Source organism: Corynebacterium sp. (assembly GCF_030535495.1).
Taxonomy (GTDB): domain Bacteria; phylum Actinomycetota; class Actinomycetes; order Mycobacteriales; family Mycobacteriaceae; genus Corynebacterium.
In genome coordinates, this window is the sequence record NZ_JAUNRW010000117.1 from 1 (window position 1) to 2,305 (window position 2,305).

Sequence of the window (2,305 nt, forward strand, 5' to 3'; positions counted from 1 at the left end):
GGACAGGCCGGTATCGACGCTCCCCTGTCCATCGGCCACGGGCAGACGAACTCGCAGCCGTGGACGGTCGCTTTCATGCTCCGGCTGCTCGATCCCCGTCCCGGCCACCGCGTCCTCGATGTCGGCTCCGGCTCCGGGTGGAGTACGGCACTGCTCCACGAGCTGGTCGGCACCACCGGCCAGGTCACTGCGGTGGAACTGGTCGACGAACTCGTCGAGTTCGGCCAGCACAACCTCGACGCCGCCGGGCGGAAGGTCCGGGTGCATCAGGCCACAGCGGGGGTGTTCGGCCTGCCGGAGCTGGCGCCCTTCGACCGCATCCTGGTCTCGGCGGAAGCCCCCTCGCTGCCGGATGAACTGGTGGACCAACTGGCGGCAGGCGGTGTCATGGTCATCCCGGTCGACGGGGAGATGCTGCGGGTGGAGCGCGCCGGGGACGAGGTCACGGTGACCCGGCACGGGCGCTTCCGCTTCGTGCCGTTGCTGCGTCGGCGCTAGGGTGAGGGCCATGAACATCACCGTCATCGGAGGATCCCGCGGCACCGGCGCACAGGTCGCCATCGCCGCCCGTCAGGCCGGCCACGACGTCACCGTCGTCTCCCGCCGCGGCACCGTCCCCGCCGGAACCCGCGCGGTCACCGGCTCCGCCACCGACCCGGCCGTACTGCGCGAAGCCCTGGCGGGTGCCGACGCCGTCGTGGTCACCGTCGGCGCCACCCGCGGACGTCGGCACGCACGCGCCGAGGTCACACGCGCCGTCATCGCGGCGATGAAGGAGGCCGGGGTCCGACGCCTTTTGGTGCAGTCCTCGCTGGGCGCCGGGAATTCCGCCACCCAGTTGCCCGTCCCCCTGCGGCAGGTGATGCAGATGCTCCTGCGCAAGCCGCTGGCCGATCACAACGAGCAGGAGGAGGAGGTGCGCACTTCCGGGCTCGACTGGACCATCGTCCGGCCCACCGGGCTGCGCAACGCCCCGCCGACCGACCAGGTCCGCGCCCTCGAGGTGTCCTCCCCGGAGACCCTGAGCGCCACCGTGCCGCGCATTGACCTGGCCAGGTTCATGCTCGGCACCCTGGATGACGAGTCGACGATCCGGAAAGCCTACGGCGTCAGCAGCTAGATCGGATCGAACACCCGGAAGCTCACCGCGTGCGCGCCGTCGGGCTGCTCGAGCATCATGGGGATGAACTCCTCCGGCGTCGGGTGATCCGGCAGGGCCTCGAAGTAAACCTCGTGGCAGGCCAGGGAGTCGATGCCGCGTTGCCGGGCGTCCTCGCTGATGAGCACCCGATGGGTCGGCTCCCCCGGGTTGGCCACCAGCAGCCGCTGCACCTTGTGTGCCGGTAGATCCAGGTCGCGGTGCACCCAGGGGTTGTCCGCGTCCCGGACAGCATCGACGGTCATCAGTCCCGCCACGCGGTGATCCGCCTGGTTGAAGGAGCCGTAGGCCTCGAGCTCGAAGTTCGCGGTGATGACCGTGTCCGGGCGGAACTGGCGGATGTGTTTCGCGATATCCCGACGCAACTCCAGGGAATCTGTGAGCTGGCCGTCGGGATGCTCCAGCAGGGTGAGGTCGTGGACGCCCACGATCTGGCAGGCCCGGCGTTGTTCCTCGGCCCGTAGGGGTGCGACCTCGGCCGGATCCATGTGGCGGATGCCGGCCTCGCCGTGGGTGAGCAGGAGATAGCCGACCTCCACCCCGGCATCCGTCCATTCGGCCACCGCGCAGGAGAGGCCGTATTCGGCGTCGTCGGGGTGGGCCACGACGACGAGGACGCGGGAGACCTCGGAAGTATCGAAGGTGGGCAGCACGTCTGTTGTCATGGCGCCACCTTATACTCGCTGCCATGGAACCGCTCCGGCTCGACCCTGGCCCCGGCATCCCCGGCGGGCTCAGCATTCCTGCCGCCGACCTGCACGAACAGTTCTCCCGGTCCTCCGGTCCCGGCGGCCAGGGTGTCAACACCACCGACAGCCGGGTGCAGCTGTCCATCGATCTGGCCACCACGACCGCCCTGGACGAGCACCAGCGTCGCCGGGCGCTCCGGAACCTCGACCATCGCCTGGCGGGCACGGTCCTGCAGGTGGAGTCATCGACGCAGCGCTCGCAGCTGCGCAACCGCGCCGAGGCCCGCCGCCGCCTCGCCGCACTGCTGCGCGAGGCCCTGGCTCCTCCCCCGCCCCCGCGCCGGCGGACGAAGCCGACGCGGGGGTCGGTGCGGCGTCGATTAGCAGCGAAGCGGCATCGCTCGGACATCAAGTCCGCGCGGAGGAGGCCGGACCGGTCCGGGGAGTGAGCGGGCGC

Annotated in this window: 4 protein-coding genes; 3 read left to right on the forward strand and 1 reads right to left on the reverse strand. The window is 70.7% G+C overall.

Features of this window, described 5'->3' with window-relative positions; all coding sequences use genetic code 11:
* On the forward strand, positions 1-498 hold a 498-nt coding region (locus tag Q4F73_RS10915), incomplete at its 5' end, for a protein-L-isoaspartate O-methyltransferase (RefSeq protein WP_368660525.1).
* A 10-nt stretch (positions 499-508) separates the two neighbouring features.
* Complete coding sequence (locus Q4F73_RS10920; protein WP_303359374.1) at positions 509-1,120, forward strand: NAD(P)-dependent oxidoreductase; 612 nt, start codon at positions 509-511, stop codon at positions 1,118-1,120.
* Here Q4F73_RS10920 and Q4F73_RS10925 read toward each other — a convergent pair.
* The gene (locus Q4F73_RS10925; protein ID WP_303359375.1) at positions 1,117-1,824 is read right to left on the reverse strand and encodes a PIG-L deacetylase family protein; all 708 of its coding nucleotides are present in this window, start codon (positions 1,822-1,824) and stop codon (positions 1,117-1,119) included. The genes Q4F73_RS10920 and Q4F73_RS10925 overlap by 4 nt on opposite strands.
* A gap of 23 nt (positions 1,825-1,847) precedes the next feature.
* Between Q4F73_RS10925 and arfB the strand changes: the two genes are divergently transcribed.
* Positions 1,848-2,297, forward strand: a complete 450-nt coding sequence (gene arfB / locus Q4F73_RS10930; RefSeq protein ID WP_303359376.1) for an alternative ribosome rescue aminoacyl-tRNA hydrolase ArfB — start codon at positions 1,848-1,850, stop codon at positions 2,295-2,297.
* The last annotated feature ends 8 nt before the right edge of the window (positions 2,298-2,305 follow it).

Coding starts and splice junctions, on each gene's coding strand:
- Q4F73_RS10920 (WP_303359374.1), top strand. CDS start 509: ATGAACATCACCGTCATCGGAGGATCCCGCGGCACCGGCGCACAGGTC.
- Q4F73_RS10925 (WP_303359375.1), bottom strand. CDS start 1,824: ATGACAACAGACGTGCTGCCCACCTTCGATACTTCCGAGGTCTCCCGC.
- arfB (WP_303359376.1), top strand. CDS start 1,848: ATGGAACCGCTCCGGCTCGACCCTGGCCCCGGCATCCCCGGCGGGCTC.